The sequence below is a fragment of the Sphingomonas sp. M1A8_2b genome (assembly GCF_053345535.1).
In genome coordinates this window covers 19,028-39,250 of sequence record NZ_JBKFAH010000005.1, presented here as the reverse complement: position 1 = coordinate 39,250, position 20,223 = coordinate 19,028, and the positions used below count along the sequence as shown (strand labels likewise).

16 protein-coding genes are annotated in these 20,223 nt (G+C 62.2%); 9 read left to right on the top strand and 7 right to left on the bottom strand.

Annotation, left to right across the window (positions count from 1 at the left end; translation table 11 throughout):
• Positions 1-85 precede the first annotated feature (85 nt).
• Genes ACLBWL_RS17275 through ACLBWL_RS17265 form a run of 3 tightly spaced genes read left to right on the top strand, consistent with a single transcriptional unit; the run spans position 86 to position 4,837 of the window.
• Positions 86-2,257, top strand: a complete 2,172-nt coding sequence (locus ACLBWL_RS17275; protein WP_447795125.1) for a GumC family protein — start codon at positions 86-88, stop codon at positions 2,255-2,257.
• A gap of 31 nt (positions 2,258-2,288) precedes the next feature.
• The gene (locus tag ACLBWL_RS17270) at positions 2,289-3,494 is read left to right on the top strand and encodes a hypothetical protein (RefSeq protein ID WP_447795123.1); all 1,206 of its coding nucleotides are present in this window, start codon (positions 2,289-2,291) and stop codon (positions 3,492-3,494) included.
• Positions 3,491-4,837 carry an O-antigen ligase family protein gene (locus ACLBWL_RS17265; RefSeq protein WP_447795121.1) on the top strand — a complete coding sequence of 449 codons (1,347 nt, stop codon included), beginning with the start codon at positions 3,491-3,493 and terminating at the stop codon, positions 4,835-4,837. Before ACLBWL_RS17270 ends, ACLBWL_RS17265 begins: the two co-directional genes overlap by 4 nt.
• A gap of 14 nt (positions 4,838-4,851) precedes the next feature.
• On the opposite strand, the gene ACLBWL_RS17260 is transcribed toward ACLBWL_RS17265, so the two are convergent.
• Both ACLBWL_RS17260 and asnB read right to left on the bottom strand, forming a co-directional pair.
• Positions 4,852-6,003, bottom strand: coding sequence for a glycosyltransferase family 4 protein (locus ACLBWL_RS17260; RefSeq protein WP_447795119.1), 1,152 nt, complete (start codon positions 6,001-6,003; stop codon positions 4,852-4,854).
• A 28-nt stretch (positions 6,004-6,031) separates the two neighbouring features.
• Positions 6,032-8,014 (bottom strand): asparagine synthase (glutamine-hydrolyzing), encoded by a 1,983-nt coding sequence (gene asnB, locus ACLBWL_RS17255; RefSeq protein WP_447795117.1) that lies wholly within the window; start codon positions 8,012-8,014, stop codon positions 6,032-6,034.
• A gap of 278 nt (positions 8,015-8,292) precedes the next feature.
• Here asnB and ACLBWL_RS17250 point away from each other — a divergent pair, with 278 nt between their 5' ends.
• The 5 genes from ACLBWL_RS17250 (at position 8,293) to ACLBWL_RS17230 (ending at position 13,397) form a co-directional block, all read left to right on the top strand.
• Complete coding sequence (locus ACLBWL_RS17250; RefSeq protein ID WP_447795115.1) at positions 8,293-8,709, top strand: acyltransferase; 417 nt, start codon at positions 8,293-8,295, stop codon at positions 8,707-8,709.
• 181 nt (positions 8,710-8,890) lie between these two features.
• Entirely contained in the window at positions 8,891-9,625 is a 735-nt protein-coding gene (locus ACLBWL_RS17245; RefSeq protein ID WP_447795113.1) for a class I SAM-dependent methyltransferase, read from the top strand.
• A 239-nt stretch (positions 9,626-9,864) separates the two neighbouring features.
• Positions 9,865-10,686: a class I SAM-dependent methyltransferase gene (locus ACLBWL_RS17240; protein WP_447795111.1), complete on the top strand. Its 822-nt coding sequence runs from the start codon at positions 9,865-9,867 to the stop codon at positions 10,684-10,686.
• A 115-nt stretch (positions 10,687-10,801) separates the two neighbouring features.
• Positions 10,802-12,418 carry a lipopolysaccharide biosynthesis protein gene (locus tag ACLBWL_RS17235; RefSeq protein WP_447795109.1) on the top strand — a complete coding sequence of 539 codons (1,617 nt, stop codon included), beginning with the start codon at positions 10,802-10,804 and terminating at the stop codon, positions 12,416-12,418.
• Positions 12,396-13,397, top strand: a complete 1,002-nt coding sequence (locus ACLBWL_RS17230) for a class I SAM-dependent methyltransferase (protein ID WP_447795107.1) — start codon at positions 12,396-12,398, stop codon at positions 13,395-13,397. Before ACLBWL_RS17235 ends, ACLBWL_RS17230 begins: the two co-directional genes overlap by 23 nt.
• Here ACLBWL_RS17230 and ACLBWL_RS17225 read toward each other — a convergent pair.
• From ACLBWL_RS17225 to ACLBWL_RS17205, 5 genes are all read right to left on the bottom strand, one after another.
• Complete coding sequence (locus ACLBWL_RS17225; protein WP_447795105.1) at positions 13,381-14,436, bottom strand: glycosyltransferase; 1,056 nt, start codon at positions 14,434-14,436, stop codon at positions 13,381-13,383. The two genes, ACLBWL_RS17230 and ACLBWL_RS17225, sit on opposite strands and share 17 nt — an antisense overlap.
• A gap of 100 nt (positions 14,437-14,536) precedes the next feature.
• Positions 14,537-15,487, bottom strand: a complete 951-nt coding sequence (locus ACLBWL_RS17220; RefSeq protein WP_447795103.1) for a class I SAM-dependent methyltransferase — start codon at positions 15,485-15,487, stop codon at positions 14,537-14,539.
• Positions 15,488-15,536: 49 nt separating this feature from the next.
• The gene (locus tag ACLBWL_RS17215; protein ID WP_447795101.1) at positions 15,537-16,370 is read right to left on the bottom strand and encodes a class I SAM-dependent methyltransferase; all 834 of its coding nucleotides are present in this window, start codon (positions 16,368-16,370) and stop codon (positions 15,537-15,539) included.
• Between the two features lie 56 nt (positions 16,371-16,426).
• Positions 16,427-17,512, bottom strand: a complete 1,086-nt coding sequence (locus ACLBWL_RS17210; RefSeq protein ID WP_447795100.1) for a glycosyltransferase family 4 protein — start codon at positions 17,510-17,512, stop codon at positions 16,427-16,429.
• Positions 17,512-18,732: a glycosyltransferase gene (locus tag ACLBWL_RS17205; protein WP_447795098.1), complete on the bottom strand. Its 1,221-nt coding sequence runs from the start codon at positions 18,730-18,732 to the stop codon at positions 17,512-17,514. Before ACLBWL_RS17205 ends, ACLBWL_RS17210 begins: the two co-directional genes overlap by 1 nt.
• Positions 18,733-18,976: 244 nt before the next feature.
• Here ACLBWL_RS17205 and ACLBWL_RS17200 point away from each other — a divergent pair, with 244 nt between their 5' ends.
• Complete coding sequence (locus tag ACLBWL_RS17200) at positions 18,977-20,149, top strand: EpsG family protein (protein ID WP_447795096.1); 1,173 nt, start codon at positions 18,977-18,979, stop codon at positions 20,147-20,149.
• Positions 20,150-20,223 lie beyond the last annotated feature (74 nt).

Sequence of the window (20,223 nt, the reverse complement as noted above, 5' to 3'; positions counted from 1 at the left end):
GGACTTTTTGTACATGGCAAGCCCAGGGGCCGTGAGTCCTACGAACCTGACCGTGCAGCCGGATCAGCGCCGCGATCTCGCCCCCTTGACCCCGGACAGTGGGTATGGCGGCTACGGAAATACGCATAGCGGTCGCGAACTCTCCTTGTCGCTGTTGTGGCGCATCGCGGTCGAATGGCGCTGGTTGATCCTCGCGGCGATCGGCACCGGCATTGCTGCAGCGGTTCTCATCACGCTGCTGACACCGCTGAAATATCGCTCCGTCGCCTCACTTGAGCTCAACCCGCCCGAGGTGGAGATCATGGCAGACGAAGGAAGCAAGGGCGGCAGGCAAAGCAGTTCGCGCAACGACACCAATTTCGTCGGCACGCAGCTCGCCTTGCTCGGCAGCCGAGCGCTCGCCGAACGCGTTGCCCAAAATCTGAACCTTGCGGCAGATCCGGCGATCGTCGGCCAAGGCACCGACCGCGCGGCAAACACCGAAGCCGCAGCACGGTTCGTACAGGGCGGAACGCAGGTAAAATTACAGCCGCAGAGCATGATCGTCAGCGTATCATTCGTTGCGCGCGATCCACAACTTGCAGCGAAGATCGTCAACGGCATCACCGATGCGTATATCGCGACAAATCTTGAACGACGCTACCAGTCGTCCTCGTACGCGCGCGACTTCCTTCAGCGTCAGATTGCGACCACGCGTCGCGATCTGGAAAAGTCGGAACGGGGGCTTACCGCCTACGCGCAACAGCAGCGGCTGATCAGCACGGGCAGCAGCGAAGAAGGGGGCGACACCAATTCGCTGACCGGTAGCTCGCTGGTCTCGCTGAACACCGCGCTTGCCGCCACGCAGGCGCGGCGGATCGCGGCAGAGCAGAAATATCGCGAAGCGACTTTGGGCGGCGCCACCACCGAAGGAAGCCTGAACGCGGCACCGTTGCGCGCGCAGATCGCAGCGCTCGATGCCGAATATCAGCAGAAGCTCCAGACGTTTCGTCCCGACTATCCCGAGATGATGGCGCTCAAGGCGCGCATCGATGCGTTGCGGGCGTCGGTGGTCACCGAGACGCGCACCGCCAATTCCGATCGTATCGGCACGCTGCGTCAGGACTTCCAGGCGGCACGCGCCGAGGAGGACCGGCTTCGTGCGCAGGTTGCGGGGCTCAGCGGTACGGTGCTCGATCAACGCGGCCGCCTGATCCAGTATAATATCCTCAAGCGCGACGTCGATACCAACCGCACGCTCTACGATGCGCTTCTCCAGCGTTACAAGGAGATCGGTGTCGCCGGCGGTATCGGCACCGCTGTCGCCTCGGTGGTCGATCGTGGCTTGGTCCCCGGTGGGGCGTTCTCGCCTAATCTATATCTCAATCTCATGATCGGTGCCGTACTGGGCTTTGTTGCCGGCATGCTGGCTGCGATCGCGCTTGAATTCATCAACGACACGATCAAGACGCCAGACGACGTTCGCGACAAGCTGCAGTTGCCGTTCCTTGGTGGGATCCCCAACGCCAAGAGTACGAAACCCATCGAGGAATTGAAGGATACGCTGTCGCCAGTCTCCGAAGCGTATCTATCGACCGCATCGGCGATGCAGTTCGTGACCGAAGGCGGCGCACCCAAGACGCTCCTGGTCACCAGCACGAGACCGGCAGAGGGTAAGTCGACATCGGCCTGGGCACTCGCGCACAGCTTCACGCGCCTAGGCAAATCGGTGCTACTGATCGATGCCGATATGCGCCGTCCGGCCTTCGTCACGGGGCGCGACAATATCGGCCTGTCGCATATCCTCACCAATACGGGTTCGCTGAGCGAACACGTCCTGCACACCGATGTGGAGGGTTTGTGGATCATGCCGTCGGGCACCATTCCGCCGAGCCCACCCGAACTGATCGCCTCGGCACGTTTCGCGTCGTTGCTCATTGACGCCTCGGCGACGTTCGACGTCGTCGTGATCGACGGCCCGCCGATCCTCGGCCTGGCAGACTCTCCGCTGTTGTCGTCGATTGCACACGCGACGCTGATGGTCATCGAATCCGGCCGCACCAGGACTCGCGCGGCGGTCGAGGCGCAGAACCGGCTGCGAACTGCCGGTGCTCGCATGGTCGGCGCCATCCTGACGCGCTATCAACCGCAGGCATCGTACGGCTATGGGTATGGGTATGGCTACGGCTACGGACAGAGCAAGGATCAGTACCGTTACGTTGCCGACGACAACGACAAGAAGCGCCGGATCATGCTAACGATGCACGATGAGCCGTGAGACCGGGCGAAGCAGGCCGCGTGATGCTACGATGAGCGTTCGCGGCATTGCCACAGCGGCGATCCTGGCGGTCGCTAGCGTCTCGCTGGGCTGGTTGTCGTTCAAATCCGCGATGGTCAGTACGTTGCCGACGTCGTCGGCGGAGATCGCACGGTTCGCCCCGGAATATCCTGACGTCGTGCTGGGCCGAGCGGCTGACAAGCTGGTGGCACAACACGGTATCCTCGATACGCAAACCCTGAACGCCGTCCGGCGAGCAGCCGCAGCGGCGCCGCTCGATGCGCGCGCCTATCTGATCCTCGGGCATCAACAGTTGCTCGACAACATGCCCGACCGCGCGGTCGCGACGCTGGAGGCCGGACAACGGCTCGATCCGCGCCAGCGGTTGATCCATCTGCTGCTACTCGATCGCTATCTGCGCACTGCGCGCTATGCCGATGCGGCGACGCAATTCTCGGTCCTCGCGCGAATCCTCGGCGCGACGCAGGCGCCGATCGCGACGGCGATGGCGCAGATGACGATGGTGCCCGAAACCCGCGATGCGGTCCGCCGGACGCTCAACACCGATCCGGTGCTCGAGCGCGCGGTCCTGATCGCGCTGGCCAAGTCCGCCCTCGCGCCCGATGCGATCTTCAGGCTCGCAAGCCCGTCCGCGCGCGCCGAGGCCGGCAGGGCCGAGAGTTGGGGCCCGGTTCTGGTGAACCGTCTGGTCGAGCGCCGCCAATACGCAGCCGCGCGCTCGGTGTGGCAACGGATCTACGGCGTATCGGCCGCGCAAGCCGCCATGCCGATCACCAATGCCGGGTTCCGAGAAACCAAAGCGGCCCCTCCGTTCGACTGGACCTTGACCGCCAGCAGCCTTGGCGCGGCGGATCTGCGGGGTGGGAGTGTTGGGGTGGAGTATTATGGGCGGGACAGCGGTGTGCTCGCCAGCCAGTTGCTGGTGCTGCGGCCGGGGCGGTACCGCTTCGCGATTACCGTCGATCCGGGCAAGACCGATGCCACCGCCAAGCTCTACTGGACGCTCGCCTGCAAGGCCGCGGCCTCCGACACGCTGTTGACCCTGCCCGTCACCGCGACCGCCAAACCGCACCGGATCGCGGCCGATGTCGTGGTACCCGCAAACTGCCCGAGCCAGCTCCTGACGCTGCGCGGCGAGGCCGGCGAGTTTCCGTCGCCGCTCAGCGTGACTCTGCGCGATCTGGATCTTCGCCCCGTATCGGACTCAAAACCATGATCCGCCACGCGATCGTCCCCGTCTTCCTGCTGGCCTGCCTGCTGCTCGGCGGTGCGAGCGCGGCCGGCTTCACCGCCAATTTCCTGCTCCAGCTGCTGAGCCTGCCGCTGATCGGCTGGGCGCTGTGGACGATGCTGCAGGAACGCCCGCCGGCACAGATCCGCGCGCCGCTTGGCCTGCTCGCGATCTTCGTCACGATCGCGGTCCTGCAACTCGTCCCCCTGCCGCCCGCGCTATGGACGCTGCTGCCGGGCCGCGGCCCCGTCGTCGAAGGCTATCGGCTGCTCGGCATCCCCCTGCCCTGGCTGCCGCTGACGCTGGCGCCCGATATCGCGCCGTCGAGCCTGTTGTGGCTGCTGCCGGCGATCGCCGTGCTGTTGAGCGTGATCGTGCTCGGCGCGTTTCGCGGGCGCGGTATCGCCGCGGCGATCGTCGTGGTCACGCTCGCGTCGGTCGCACTGGGTGCGCTCCAGGTCATCGGCGGAACCGGCGCCTATCTCTATCAGATCACCAATTACGGCGTGGCGGTCGGGTTCTTCGCCAACGCCAATCACAACGCGACGCTGTTGCTGGTCTGCATCCCCTTCCTCGCAGCGCTCCAGGCGACGCTGCTGAAGCGCAGCAAGTCGCAGCGCAGCGCGTCGGCGATCCGGCTGCTCGTGGCCGCGACCTATGCGGTCGTGTTCGTCGGCCTGCTGATCAACTCCTCGCTCGCCGGGATCGGTCTCAGCGTCCCCGTCGCGCTCATCTCCTGGCTGACCTTCGGGCGCCAGCGCCCTGCGATACGGCGCGGCCTCGTCATCGCGACCGGGCTGATGTCGCTCGCGGCGATCGTCACGATCGTCGTCGGTCCGTTCGGCAACAATCTGTTCGGCGCCCAGAAGACCAATGTCGAGCTGTCGCGCCAGACCTCGTTCGCGCTCACGTTCAAGGCGGCGCGCGCATATTTCCCGATCGGCTCGGGCACAGCCAGCTTCCAGCCGGTCTACCACACGCAGGAGCCGCTCGGCTCGGTCACCACCACCTTCATGAACCACGCGCATAGCGACTGGCTCGAACTGCTGCTGGAAACCGGCATCGTCGGGATCGGCTTCGCGGCGCTGTTCCTGGCCTGGTGGGTGGTGCGGCTGCGCGCGATCTGGCGGGCCGAGGAGCCCGATCCGTTCGCGCAGGCCGCGGTCATCGCGACCGCCGCGATTCTGCTGCACAGCGTCGTCGACTATCCGCTGCGCACCGCGGCGCTGTCGGCCGTGTTCGCGGCGTGTCTCGGCCTGATGTCGGGGGTGCGTCCCTATGCGCGGCGCAGTCGCGCGCCCTCGTCGGCGCGGCACATGAGCCTGTAGGTTGAGCCTGTAGCTCAGCCTTGGGCGGTCGCGCGCGCGATCGCCTCGAGATAGCGCGCCTCGACCACCGACACGTCGAACTCGCGCTCGGCGATCTCCCGGCTGCGCCGCCCCATCGCCGCGCGCGCGGCCGCGTCGAGGTCGAGAAACGCCAGCATCGCGTCGGCCAGCGACCGCGCGTCGCGGGCCTCGCACAGGAAGGCGTTCTCGCCGGCGCGGGCGATCTCGGTACAGCCGGGCACGTCGGTCGCGATCAGCGGTCGCCCCATCGCGGCCGCCTCGAGCAGCGAGCGCGGCATGCCTTCGCGGTACGACGGCAACACCACCGCCGCGGCCTGGACCAGATAGGGTCGCACATCGGCCGCCTCGCCGAGATAGTGCAGCGTGCCCTCCCGTTCCCAGCGCGCGACGGTGGCACGGTCGATCGCGGTGCGGTTCTGGACGTCGAGAAAGCCGAGCAGATGGCATTCGACATCGGGGCGGCTGGCGCGGACGATCCGCGCGGCATCGGCGAACTCGACCACGCCCTTGTCGCGCAACAGCCGGGCGACCATCAGGAAGACCGGAGGCCCCTCCCCGGCCGGTTCCGGCACGAACTGCGCCAGATCGATCCCCGAGCCCGGCAGCAGCGCGGTACGCGCCCCCCGCACCAGCCGCTGCGCGACGAACAGATCGCGGTCGTGCCGGTTCTGGAAGAAGACCGTCGCCGACCGCGCCAGTGCGGTGCGGTAGAGCAGCCGCACCACCCGCGTCACCAGCCCGACCTTGATGAACGCGGTGCCGAGCCCGGAGATATTGTTGATCACCGGGATGCCGAGCGCGTGCGCGGCGAGCGAGCCGTAGACGTTGGGCTTGATCGTCCAGCCGAGAAACGCGAGCGGGCGCACCTGCTTCAGGATACGAAAATACCGCAGCGCGAGCGCCAGATCGCGGACCGGCGAGAGGCCCTTGCTGTCGATCTCGACCGTGAAATGCCGCACGCCCAGCGCGATCAGCGCCGCGCGGTGGCCATCGTCGGGCGACAGCGCGACCACGTCATACCCCTCGCGCTGCAACCGGGCGATCAGGTTGCTGCGGAAATTAACGATGTTCCAGCTCGTGTTGATCGACAGGACGATCGTCCTCGACTCAGGCGATCGCCCGCCGGGTTCCCCGCGCGTCATCATGCGTCATGGCTTCCGGAAATCGCGCGACTCACACGCTGTCGGGCGCTGCGCCGCCTTGGCGGAGCCACGCCTGAAACATCAGCACGGCCCACAAGGCAGGCGTATCTTCCGCGGTGCCGGCCACGTGACGCTGCCAGCGCCGTTGGATCGGGACGGGATCGAGATAGCCCTCCTGCCGCATCCGCCCAGGATCGAGCAGATCCTCGGCCCATTCGCGCAGCGGTCCGCGCAACCACTGGCCGACGGGCATCGCGAACCCCGCCTTGGGTCGTTCGAACATCGCGCGTGGCGCGTGGCGATAGAGGACCTGGCGCAACACATGCTTCGTGCTGCCTCCGACGATCTTCTGGTCGAGCGGCACGCGCGCGGCCGCGGCCGCGACGTGATGATCGAGAAAGGGCACGCGCGTCTCGAGACTGACCGACATCGCCGCGCGATCGACCTTGGCGAGAATGTCGTCGGGCATGTAGCTCGTCGCGTCGGCGTACATCATCCGGATCGCGTCGGGCGCATCGCCGATGTCGAGGTCGAGCGGCGGGCGGCTGCGGCCGTCGGTGCCGAGCACGGGCGTCGCGGCGAGATGCCATTCGTCGAGCAGCGAGGCGAACACGTCGTCGAGCCCGCGGGCATCGGCCGCGGTGCGGAGCGCCTTGCGGACCTTGCCCCCGAAGAACGGCGGTCGACGCTTGCGCGCCGCGATACCGCCCAGCGCGTTCCATACCGCGTCGGGCAGTTGCGCACCCGCCCCTGCCGCAAGACGCCGTACCGGGTGCGGCAGCGACGCGAGCGCCCCCCAGAGCCGCGGCGCATGCAGATAGCGGTTATACCCGCCGAACAGTTCGTCGCCGCCATCCCCCGACAGCGCCACGGTGACGTGCCGGCGGGCGAACGCACTGACCAGATGCGTCGGCAGCGCCGACGAATCCGCGAACGGTTCGCCGTACATCGCCGGCAGCCGCGGAATGACCGCGATCGCATCGGCCGCGCCGACATACATCTCGCGGTGCTCGGTGCCGAAATGCGCCGCGACCTCGCGCGCATAGACCGCCTCGTCGAAGCCCGCTTCCTCGAACCCGATCGAGAAGGTGCGGATCGTGCCGCGTGCCGCGGCCTGGTAGAGCGCGACGACGGTCGAGGAATCGAACCCGCCCGACAGGAACGCGCCGACCGGCACGTCGGCGATCGACTGGCCCGCGACCGCGCGGGACAGCGCCGCCTCGATCGCTTCGATCGACTCCGCTTCGCTCGCATAGGGGTCGGCCAGACCGTCGCGCACGACGTCGCGGTAGGACCAATATGGCTCGAGCGTCACGCCGTCGTGACGGCCCATGGCGAACGGCGCGGTGCGCGGCTGGGCGACGGCATCGGGGGTGAGCGTCAGGATCGTCGCGGGCGGCAGCTTGAAGATGCCCTGATAGATCGATTGCGGACACGGGATATAGGTCCGCGACAGCAGCGACGAGAGCGCGGCGCGATCGACCGGATTGGCGAACCCGGGTAGCGTCCGGATCGCGCCGAGCTCGGAGGCGAACGCGAACATCCCCCCTGCCCAGCCGTAATAGAGCGGCTTCTCGCCGAACCGGTCGCGCGCCAGCGTCAGCGTACCCTCGCGCCGGTCCCACAAGGCGATCGCGAACATGCCGGTCGCGCGTTCGAGCGCGCGGCGCACGCCCCAGGCGTCGATCGCCGCGAGCAGCGTCTCGGTGTCCGAATGGCCCCGCCATGCCGGCGCGACGCCCGCCGTCTCGAGTTCCGCGCGGATCGCGAGATGATCGTAGATCTCGCCGTTATAGACGAGAATATATCGCCCCCCCACCGATTGCATCGGCTGGTGGCCGAGCGGTGAGAGATCGACAATCGACAGCCGTCGATGCAGCAGGGCGACATGGCGATCGTCGGAAAACCAGGCGCCGCCATCGTCAGGCCCGCGGTGCGCCAGCGTATCGCGCATCGTCGCAGCAACATGCGGATCGATGGGTCGGATACCAATTGTGCCCGCGATGCCGCACATGGTCTTATGCCCCCCCGAAATATGGCGTCCTAACGGGATTGACCGGGGCCGGCAACACCGACATCGGAACCCGCCCCCTAACGGATATCAGCGTCGCCGATCGTTGAATCCTTCCTGTAAAGTCGTCCACCGTGATGATCGCCAAGCTCTTGCGAACACTGTCAAACACATGCGATCTGATGCGTTCAGCCATCATCGTGGCATGGTATGGCCGATGCTATCCGGGTCTCCGTGTGGGACGCGGCGTCTTCGTCGGCAGGGGGACCAGGATTCGTGTCATGAACGGCGCGACGATCTCGATTGGCGACCACACCCACATCGAATCGGGATGTCTGCTGCATTCCGAAGGACGGCTGACGATCGGTCCGGATGGCTTCATCGGCTCGGACTGCACAATCGTCGCGGTCGGTCGCATCGATATCGGAGCCGATGCGCTGATCGCCGGGAACGTGACGATCCGCGATCACAACCACCGCATCGCGTCCCGTACTATACCCTATCGTCTCCAGGGCCTCGATGTGACCCCGGTGACGATCGGTTCCAACGTCTGGCTTGGCACCAATGCCGTGATCCTCAAGGGTGTCACGATAGGCGACGGCGCCGTCATCGCGGCTACAGCCGTGGTTAGCAAAGTTGTGCAGGCGCATTCGGTGGTGGGCGGCGTTCCCACCCGCCTTATAAGAATGCTGGAGTGAATATGCCGGCCTAATCGCGCATACTATCGCATGATCTCGACACGGCCCTGGTCACTTCAAGACACGGCCCTGGTCACTTCAAGACACGGCCCTGCTCAATTCAACACGGCCCTGGTCATTTCGAGGCATCCCAATCGAGAACCGACTTGCAAAAATACCCGGTCCTCAGCAAGATCGAGCAATGATAATCCTCCCCCGTCGGAATATTTTTCACAAGATTGCAAACAAGGCTGGCCGGCGATTTGGCATGGTGCCGTTCCCGATAATATTCGAGCCATCCCTTCCCGAGGCAGGAAAAGACACAAAAACGACGTTCGATGCCATTTACGCTTCGAATTACTGGGGATCCGACGAGAGCGAGAGCGGGGTCGGTTCGGAAGTGTCGAAAACAGCACGATACAGATCGCAACTCATTGAGATAATTCACGATCTATCGATAAAATCAATATTCGATGCGCCCTGCGGAGATCTGAACTGGATGCCGCTGGTTCTGGACAAAACGGGAATATCGTACATCGGCGGGGACATCGCGGACAAGGCGTTGAATGCTGCTCGCGGATCGAATCCCAACCTCGACGTGCGCATGTTTGATATTTGCCAGGATACTTTTCCTGATGCCGACCTGTGGCATTGCCGCGATACGCTGTTTCATTTGTCGTTCGAGGATATCAACCGAGCCTTTCGACAGGCATCGGCGTCCAAGATCAGATACGCCGCGATCACCTCGCACAAGGCGAGGTTGTTGAAGAATATGAATATAACGACCGGCGGTTTCAGACTCTTGGATTTGGAACGCGCTCCCTTCAACTTTCCCAAGCCGATTCATTACTTGATCGAGCATGTCGACGGCGAGTTTCCCCGCTATGTAGGGATTTGGAAAATGGACGATATACGCGACTATGTCGGATTTCGATGACACCATCCATTTTCAATCCAGAGTATGTTTGAATTGGAGATTTCCGCCATGCCGACGCAGTGGGACCATGAAATTCCTATTTGACTAAATTTTACCTTGGGCCAGATAGTGAACTCATGAATGCGCCTGCCACTGCGCTCCTGGATATCCTGCAGTGTCCATGCTGTGGGGCGGCGTTGATTCGACTCGATCACTGCGAGGCGTGCGACACGCACTTCCCGGTTTCATCTGGACAACCCGTGCTGATTGATTTCGACGACAGCATCTTCGGTCGCGAGGCGTATGTCGATCGCGACGAGACACCGCCCGTCAAACATGGCAGCGCGATCGGACGCTTGCTCGATCGGCTGACCTATGGGGGCAATCCGGTCGCGCCGCGAACCATTGGCGCGTTTTTACGCCTGCTCGACCGTCGGACGCGGCCGCGCGTGCTGGTGATAGGAGGCGGGACCGTTGGCGACGGCGTCAGCGCCCTCTACGATGAGGTCGCGATCGATATGGTGGGTACCGATGTCTATGCGACGGACTATACCATAGTGATCTGCGACGGGCACAGCCTGCCGTTCCGTGCCGCGAGTTTCGACGGGGTCGTCATTCAAGCAGTATTGGAACATGTGCTGGAACCGCATCGTGTGGTGAACGAGATTCACCGCGTGCTCAAACCAAACGGCATCGTGCTCGCGGAAACGCCGTTCATGCAGCAGGTCCACATGGCGGCCTACGACTTCACGCGATTTACCTTCAGTGGTCATCGCTGGCTGTTTCGCCGCTTTGAGCAGGTCGCGGCGGGGACCGCGCTCGGACCGGGGGTCGCGCTGCTGTGGTCGATACAGCATATGGCACGTAGCCTCGGCGCGGGAGGACGTGGCGCCGCCATCGTCACGGCACCGTTTTTCTGGTTGCGGATGCTGGACCGGTTCGTGCAGCATGCCCCGGCACGCGACGCGGCAAGCGGCGTCTATTTCCTGGGGCGACGGTCGGACACCACGCTGCGTCCCGCCGACATGCCGGAGTATTACCGTGCGCCGTGCTTGAACGACATAGCCATACGGAGGCGATAAGAGCGGAACACGATTTTCCGGTTGCCATTTTGCGAAGCAGACCGCTGGTATCTCGACCCCGAATTGATCATAGGAACAAGCCCCCGGCACGCTGCGGCCGTCGCAAGGCCCCACAGTGATCACCTCGCTCAAATCCAACATGATCGCCAGCTACGGGGCGCAGATTTACGTCGCGCTCGCGGGCATCGTTATGTTGCCCCTATATTTGCGCTTCATGGGCAACGAAGCCTACGGACTGGTCGCCATCTTTGTGATGCTCCAAGCCTGGCTGCTCCTGCTCGACATGGGTCTTTCGCCGACGCTGGCTCGTGAGATGGCCCAGTTCCGCGCTGGTGTACTGGGCGCCCAAGAAGTGCGTCGCCTGCTCCATCTCCTTGAAGCGGTATTTGCAATCGTTGCGACTCTCACGGCGCTCGCGATGATCGTCGGGGCGCCATGGCTGGCGAAACATTGGCTGCGCATCGAGCATCTGTCGCTCGGGACCGTGGAGACATCGCTGATGATCATGGCGCCGGCCCTGTCGCTGCGGCTGTGCTCCGGACTGTATCGCGGTGCAGTAAGCGGTCTTGAGCGGATCATCTGGTTGAGCGGTTTCAACGCGGTGATCGCGACAGCGCGGTACGCACTTGTAATCCCCTGGCTATTGCTGCTCGGTTCCAATCCGGTCGGGTTCTTCGCATTCCAGTTGGTGGTCGCAATCGTTGAAGTAGTGGCGCTACGGCTGAAATGTCATGCGTTGATGCGCGGGACCGTGTCCGCGCATGCAGCCGTGAGCGCACCGCGTCGGTTGAGAACCGTGCTATTCTTTTCTTTCTCGGTCGGCATAGGTGCATCGCTGTGGTCGATTATCTCGCAGGTCGACAAGCTTATCCTGTCCCGGTTGCTGACACTCGCCGATTACGGTTACTTCAGCTTAGCTGTAGTTGCGGCAAGCGGCGTGGCGTTGGCTGCGGGACCAATCACCTTTGCACTTTCGCCGCGCCTTGCGCATCTGCATGCAGCCGGCCGCGTGCCCGAACTCCTTGATCTCTATCGCCGCTCGACACAGTTGATCGCAGTGATCGCCGCATCGACCGCAACCATTCTGGCGTGTTTCGCAAGCGCAGTGCTATGGGCGTGGACCGGTCGCGCCGACTTGGCGCAACGCGCGAGCTCTACCCTCGCCTTATACGCGGCAGGCAATGCGGCAAGTGCCCTATCAGCGATGGTCTTCTTTCTACAGTTCGCGATGGGCGACCTTCGCTTGCACGTGCGCGGTCTCATCTTAATGCTCGTCATACTGCTGCCGGCATTGCTCTGGGGGACGCTGCACTACGGCATCGCAGGCGCAGGCGGAGCCTGGTTGGGCGTCAACATGCTTTATCTGCTGGTCTGGACTGCGATAGTCCATCGGCGCTTCGCGCCAGGCTTGCATCTGGCGTGGCTGTTCGGCGACGTGATGCGGATCGCCGTCCCCACGGCCATGTTCGGGATAGCGGCCCGTATGCTCCTGCCTCTGCCACAAGGACGGCTGCCCCTGATTGCCTGCCTGGCGGTTCTCGGCGCAGGCGCGCTCACAATTGCCGTCGTCAGTTCGCCGGCGCTGCGCCGACTGATCGCTGCCTGGGTCGGGATGCGCATAGCCAGTCTCCGGCTGGGCCGATCTGGTTCTCAGGAGGCGACGAGACCGCTATGTCTCATTCGGCAGAGGCATGTTACGAGGAAACACGATGAGCACCGCGCCTCTGATTGAACAGCCAGATCATACGACTGCCACGTGCCCGTTATGTGGCGGCGGGGCAAAAGCGCCGCAGTTTCCCTATGCCACTCGGTGGAACGATAAGCGGTTCGATCATTTTACCTGCGCCGATTGCGGTGCCACGTTCCTGCATCCTGTCCCGGACGATGCGGACTTCGCCGTGATGTACAGCCAGGAAAGTTATCACGATCTACATTACGCGACGGAACAGGACACCACGGGCGCAGGCGCTCTGGATGAGGTTGCGGCTTTTCTCACGCCCGGCGGATCGCTGCTCGACTATGGCTGTGGCAACGGTGCATTCCTGAAGGAAGCTAAACGCGCAGGCTATGTCGCGCACGGAATTGAGCTCGACGAGGGCACGATCGCACATGCTGCGGCGCTGAGCGGATGTCCGGTTCATTCACTCGATCGCGCGCTGGCGTCCGGTTTGCGCTTCGACGCTATCCATATCGGCGATGTTCTGGAACACCTGCCGCATCCCGCCGACACGCTGCACGTTCTGGACGATCTGCTCGCGCCCGGCGGGGTCTATTTTATCGAGGGACCACTGGAGGACAATCCCGGCGCGGTGCTCTTCGCCTCGCGGCTTTTTGGCTGGCTCAAACGACGCGTCCAGCCCGCCGCGGAAGGAAGTTTCACGCCCTACCACCTGACGCGCGTTTCGGCGAAACAGCAGCGCTGCTTTTTAGAGAATGCCGGCTACGAGTTGCGGATGTTCGTGACGAGCGAGGATGGGTGGCCCTATAGATCGGCCTCGTCTGCCCCCACCGGCAAGGCCCCCATCGGCAAGGCCCCCATCGGCAAGGCCCCCATCGGCAAGGCCCCCATCGGCAAGGCTGCGCGCGTGCGCCACGCCATCGGCGGCATAGGCATAGTAACAGCCGCGATTGGCAACTGGTTCGCGCTTGACCTCGGCAACCGCTTCGTCGCAATCGCCCAGCCTAGAGTGCCGGTCAGCCGAGCATCGTAGCGAGATGGCGGTCGATCGATTCCTGCCCCGACAACGTCTTTGCACGTGCTCGCCCCGATGACGGATCATGCGGGTGGTCGAGCGCATTCTCGATCGCCGTCGCCAATGCCGACGGATCGTTGCAGGGGACCAAGCGGCCGTAAGTGCCGTCGCTCAGGATTTCGCGCGGCCCGCTTTCGCAATCGGTGCTGACGACTGGAAGACCGACATGAAGCGCTTCGACCAGCACGTTGCCGAACCCCTCATAGTCGGATGACAAGGCGAATACGTCAGCCGAAGCCAGCCAGGGCCACGGATCGAGATCGTAGCCGGCAAAGATTACGTCTTGCGTGATACCAAGTGTAGCGGCCAGTTCCTCGAGCATCGGGCGCAACGCGCCATCGCCAACGATCGCGAGCCGCGCCAATCGACGTGCGCGGATCTTCGCAAAGGCGTGCAACAAGAGAGCCTGGTTCTTCTGCTCCTTGAGCACGCCGAGTGTCACGATCCGCGCCGCGCCGTTATCGCCCCACCGCCGTTCGGCCGACGCATCGCGTATCAGCCCCTCGGGAAGGTCAAGCGGGTTGTAGATGACCTCAATCGTTGCGCGCCGCAGTCCACTGAGCGCGACGAGATCGTCGGCCGCGTCTGCCGACACCAGCACGCGCGCATCGGCATACGGGTAGAGCGCGCGAACCGTCAGTCGCAACGCGCGCATCGTCCGCGCGCTACCACCATATTGTCGGGACAGCGCAATATGGTCGCTGACGACAATACGCGTTGTGACGCGGGATAACAGCTTCGCCAGCACAGCGATCACGGTAATCGGCCACATCATCGCATGGAGCGCGTCGGGGCGTCGGTGCCGCAGATAGCGGATCAGCGGCCAAAGCGTGTGCCGCAAAGTGGGTGCGCGGAGATCGAAGATCTCTACCCCTTCGGGGACCAGCGGCAGCAAATGGCCGCGTCGGTTCGCCAGCACGAGATCGACACCATGCCCCCGCTTAACAAAACCGCGAATCAAGGCGAGCGCGACCCTTTCCGCCCCTCCCCCGCTCATATCGGGCAAAAATAATGCTAGCCGGCGCTGAACGGTATCCGGCGGACGGAGATCGGTATCGGATAGGGTCATTCCCGAAGGCTCGCGAACATCAGGATCGCTACCCGGCCATCAGCCAGATTGTCAGGTTCCGATCGTTTTCATAGCGAACGAACGGCCTGACGAATTCTTTCAGCGTGTTCTTAGGTCTGGTGGAAAGCCAGTTGCGGGGATCCCGGATGAACCACGCTCTCTGGAGGAAGCCCGGTCGTACCTTCACAAGCCCGAATCTCCGGCCGAGTTGTTCCAGGCCCTTGGCAGAAAAGGTGTTGACGTGCTCAAGCGGCAAGGCCGGAATGATCTCGCGCGGATCCACCACCGCGCCTGCGGCGACCTTGGCCAAGCTATCGCGAATGTTCCCCTGCGCCGGGACCGAAATCTTCAAGATACCGCCCTTGCGCAGTCCTTTGGACAGCACCTCCATCACAGATCGTATATCTGTCACATGTTCCATGACCTGTTCTGTATTGATGAAATCGAAATTCTGCCCGGCGATGTCGCCGAAAGCGATGGCCACGATGCCCTTCGCGCGCGCCTCCTTCATTCTGGTTTCGGAAAGATCGAAGCCGTACGACTCGCATCGTAGGCGGTGGGCTATACTGGCCCAGAGCCCCTTGCCCATGCCGAAGTCGAGCGTCTTCATCCCCTCCACCGGACGCTTTAACATAGCCGCAGCGGTCATCGCCTCATGACCGTCACGGCTGTTGCGCGGATGCGCCGCAAGCCAGTTCAGCCCAGCCTGATCATCAGTGTCCTGCACCGCGTTCAGCCAGTCGTCATAGATGGTCGTCAGCAGGCCCTCGTCACCCACTTGTGCCTGATAGATCACCGCGCATTCGCAGCACTCGACGACGACGTAGCGCCCGCCCGCGAGTTGGGCCGGATCGACCGCATAATACCGACGGATGACCGGACCTATCACCTCTCCGTCGAGCGGTGTGTCGACCAATGTGACTCGATCCGCCGATCCGCAAGCCGGGCACGCGTGACGGTCCACAAAACCGAAGGTCATGCGATTTTCCACGGAATGAAAATACCGCTCGGATGTCCAGGGGCGTGCCTCAAAGCCGCTTGCGTCCACAGGCGATCCAGAAGGGCTCACCGTCATGAAAGCGGATATCACCCAGTCCGGCTTCGCTCATCATCGCCTCGATTTCCGGGCGGGTGAACCGGTGTTCGAGCGCGGTGCCGAAGCGATCCAGCGCATCCGTGCGCATCGTGTAGAAACTGGTGTTGCGGTAGAAACTGAGCGGCAGGGCTGCAACGTTCATCCCCAGTCTCTCCGCCAGCCCCGCGATACGGGCGAGTGGCCAGTACACAATTGCCGCCATTACGCTCGTCACGGTCTTGCGTGCCGCGAAGGGCAAGCGGCTCACCCCGCGACGGACGATGTCGCTCGCTCTCCATACCGCCCGGAACCATGCGGGACGATTATCGAACCGATAATAGAGATAGACCAGAAAAGGTGCGCCAGGCTTCAGTTTGCGAGTGCAGTCCTGCAAAGCTGCGCGTGTATCCGGGATATGATGGAGAACGCCCAAAGAATAGCCGAAATCCTGGCTGGCATCTGCCAACGGGATCTGCTGCGAGGTCGCGAGATGAAACCGTGCGCCTGGTTCGTCCGCTAGTCGACGTCGTGCGACGGCGAGTGCCTTGTCGGAAGGATCGATGCAATGGAGAATGCCAACCCTGGGCGCGACAAGGGCCGCCCAACGACCAGATCCACAGCCGAGATCGAATCCTTCGGCATTTTTCGGTACATCGACAAAGGGGAAGATCGAGAAATACGCGCTGAACAACTGGTCATGCTCATCGCTAGCCATATCGGTCTGGTCATAGCTGTCCCATTCATCGCCAAACCCATCGATCGTCTTCCGGTCGAGATTTTCACTCATTTTCTCATCATTCCTCCGCGGCAGCGCAGCCTCCAGCGGCATCTCGTACCATTCGATTAATCATCGTTCATAACCGACCGAATAACAGTAAGATACTGCTTGCCGGTCGCTCGCCGGGAATAGCGAGCGATGGCCTCGCGTCGGGCCGCCTCGCCGACCCGGCGTCGCAAGTCGGCGTCTTTGCACAGACGCTCCAGGACAATGAGCCATTGTTCTTCGGTCTCGACCAAGAACCCATCGACGCCATCGGTCACCTGCCGCGTTGCAGTGCCGATCGCGCTCGATACGCTCGGCAGGCCGAATGCCATGTACTGGATGACCTTCAGCCCCGCCTTGCCCAGCACCCAGTCGTTGCTAGGTAGCGGATAAACGCCGATGTCGAGGCGCTGCATCTGAGCGACTTCCTCGTCGGGCGACCAAGTCAGCACTGTCAGATCGACGCCAGCTAGCGTATAAGGGAAATTGCCGATGACGATCAGTTTGTAGTCGACCCGCTGGGCCAATTTCTGGAAGACCGGACGCAAGAGGTCGAGATAGGGCGCCGAGCTGAACGTTCCGGTCCAACCGATTACCGGCTTTCGCTCATCTGCTGCATCGCTCCGCGGGCAAAACAGGTCGGTGTCGATCGAAGGGTAGATCAGTGTGACCGCCGCCTTACTATTCAGTGCTCGATAACGATCGAGCATGAAGGGCGAAGCCGTAACGACATGATCTGCTCGCTTCAGCAGGAAACGGACCTTGCCGGGATTTTTGATCCGCTGCCGCAGCGTTCTTGGCGCGCCCTCGTCCGTCAGAAGGTTATCCTCGATGTCGTATATCAGCCGAGGCGCAAGCGCTCGCGCGAGCCACTCCATGTACCCGGTTCCGAACGGCGTCACCCACATGAAAACGTAGACCACGTCGTAACGCCACATGCGCGCAAGATCCCAAAGCCGGCGCACGTGACCGCGCGCAATGCCCAGCATTTTGGTAACCAGACGCCCAGGTTTATGAACCGATTGCCACATGGCATCGTCCATGAACGGCGAGACGACAACATCGAATCCCACCGAGCGCCATTCATCGAGATATTGCTCGTATTTTAGTCGTTGACCCGCAGCAATCCCTTGGGGGTACGGGCACAGTACCAGAATGCGGGGCATCAGGCCGCCCCGATAAGCAGTGATCGGTATATCTCGCGGTACCGCTCCACACCGTCGGCCAAGGAGAAGTGTCGCTGTGCCGAGGCGACACACCGGGCGGCGAGCTGCGTGTCCGCCTTCAGGGTCAAAATCCGGTCGACGGCACGGTCGCGTTCGGCAGGCGAATGATCCGTCATCGTTACACCGACCTGTTCGCCATCGAGTATCGCATGGAGATCGCCGACTTGGGGGTCGCCCACGCATGGCACTCCGCACCCCAGATATTCGGCCAGCTTGGTCGGCGCGCGGGCGAAATTCGAAAAAGCATCGATCATCAGCACTACCCCAACGTCCATCCGCCGGACATGCCGGGGAACGTCGGCACGGTCTGCCGCCACCACTTCATATCGGCTCGCCGGAACGCCTGCATCGTACAGCGCCTGTCGAACTTCCTCTTGTTGGCTGCGATTGACGATCAACATCCGCGCCCCCGGGAGGCGGCGTTCAAAGGATTTGTACAACTCGATCATTGCGTCGAACCGATACCAAGCGCCGATCTGTCCGACATAGCCGACAACGAACGGTGATCCGGGCGTGTTCGCATCGCCGGGGGTAAATAGATCGAGGTCGGCGCACGTCGGGATGACCGTGATGGGTGCTGCGGGATAACCGAACCGGGGATCGTCGCGCAGGCATTCGACGGAAGCATGCGTCAGCGTGACGATATGGTCAGCGCGGCGGAACACCGCCCGTTCCAGCCAGCGGAGCGTCCGCTCGACTACCGAATTCGGTTTGATGATGCCGCCCTCGACGCGTTCGTCGGTCCAGAAACCGCGAATATCGAAAAGCAGCCGTCCCCGGCCAACGAGCAGCGCCGGCATCAACATCACGGCACTCAACAGGCTGCGGGCATGAAACAGCTTGACCCGATGACGGCGTGCCACGACTGTCACGGCTACCGCTGCGCGTACCATGTCATAGACTGTCGCAATGATCCTGGGTCGTTTGTGATAGCGTTGTGGGTGCCACGTGATGCCCGCATCGCGTATTTTCGCCCGTAGCAACTCCATATCGTCATGCCAATCACTGTCTCCCGGCTTCTCGAAACTGAAGAGATGAACCGAGAATTCTTTCGCCAGTGGCGTCAGATAGGCAATCACCTGACTTTGTCCGAGTGGTTCCAACATGCCGTCGTAGCTCATGTACAGCGACGCCGGCCGGCGCATCGAAGAAATGTCCACGGTACAATCTTACTCCAGCAATACGAGGACCCTAGCGGGCTTTCACATCCGATCGTTTATTCTGGTCCGAATATCAAACCCCTGCACGCGACGAACGAGTGAGGATCAAGAATGCAGCCCATCGACGCTTCTTTATGCCGCTGGAATACCCCGCAGGATACCGTGACCAAGTATATCACGGCGCTCCCCATGGTTGGACGGACGGCCAACCATTCGGCTGCTTGCCAGAAGCTGGTTAGGGTTTATGCCGAACCGGATCGCTGCCAACGGACTGAGAAATTACGCCCTCGGGGTCGCTCCCCTCATCACCTCGTCGATAAAAACAAGGTTTGAAATCGTGATCCCTTATTTCGTGTTACTCGGCATATGGCTGATCGGCACCGTTCAGTTCTCGTCGAACTCGTCGAAGGGGAATATCGGTCTCGAGCGCATCCTGTACGGCGCGGCGCTGGTTTTCACGATTTTGATGGTGGGGTTGAGATATCAGGTCGGGGGTGACTGGGTTACCTACGAAGACATGTATCGCGACATTTCGATGCAATCTCTGGCAGAGGCATGTCGACTGACCGAGCCCGCCTACGCATTCCTGAATTGGATATCGGCGAAGGTGGACGGGGGAGTCTATGTCGCCAATCTGGCCTGCGCCACGGTCTTTATCCTCGGCCTTTCGAGCCTGGTCCGTAGGCAGCCGAATCCATGGCTAGCGATGACTGTATCAGTCCCCTATCTCGTTATCGTCGTCGGCATGGGCTATACGCGACAGGCTGCCGCGATCGGGGTTATATGCTGGGCGATCTCGACGGCACGCCATGACCGGGCCTGGAAGATCGTGACCAAGGTCGCTTTTGGGGCATTGTTCCATAAGACGGCGATACTTTTCCTGCCCATATTGCTCGCGCCAGTGGCGAAGCGCAATCTGCTGGTCGGGATCACCGGCTCAATCATGTTCGTCATACTTGCGGTCATCGCACTCAGCGGATCATCGGACCGCCTCGTCGCAAGTTACATCAACAGTAACTATCAATCCAGCGGCGCAGCTATTCGGATTTCCATGAATGTTCTTGCCGCTGCAGTATTTTTTGCCTTTCGCAAGAACTTTATTATTCCATCTTCCGAAAAGATGATCTGGACGATATTTTCCAGCTTGGCCGTGATGTCGGTCTTAGGTCTGCAATTTTCATCGTCGTCGGTCGGCATCGATCGGCTATCGCTGTTTTTGATCCCGCTTCAAGTCTTTGTTTATGGCAGCATCACCTCGCTTCCTTCCTTGACCCAAAAATCGCGGATCATAGCGACCCTATCGATCATATCGTACAGTATCGCAGTGCAATATGTTTATCTGGTTCATGGATCCTACTCCTACACTTGGCTCCCCTATCGCAACATCATGGTTCCCGGCACTTCGGACGAATTTTGACCATAGTTCGGAGCGCACCCGTTCACGAAAAGGGTTGGGATTGTGCGGCCCTGCGTTCGGCAGAACTCAAAATC